At 60.3% G+C, this 297-nt stretch carries 1 protein-coding gene; it reads left to right on the top strand.

Annotation, left to right across the window (positions count from 1 at the left end; genetic code table 11):
* On the top strand, positions 1-121 hold a 121-nt coding region (locus tag ACR6JA_RS22815; RefSeq protein ID WP_137240566.1), incomplete at its 5' end, for a DUF3330 domain-containing protein.
* Between the last annotated feature and the right edge of the window lie 176 nt (positions 122-297).

The following is a 297-nucleotide window of genomic DNA, read 5'->3' as shown; positions in this document are numbered from 1 at the left end:
CGCGGAGTACGTCGAGCACTTCTGCGGGCTGGAGTGTTATCAACGTTTCCAGGCGCGGGCCAGCACTGCGACCGAAACGAGCGGCGAACCGAACGCTTGCGGTTCGCCGCCGTCAAATTGAGACAAACCACGCTTTCGCTACGTCGCCTCATGTCGGCATCAAATTCGGCTGAGTAGCTTCTCGCCATCTGGACGTAGCTCGCCCTTGGGTGAAATATGCCGATACAGGGTCTGCCGCGTGATGCCAAGTTCCTGGCACAGGTCGCCGACCTTGGTCTCTGACTGCCCCATTGCCGC

It is taken from the genome of Cedecea sp. B1(4), from assembly GCF_059414925.1.
The sequence above is the reverse complement of the archived record's forward strand: the minus strand, read 5'-3'. Positions and strand labels throughout refer to the sequence as shown.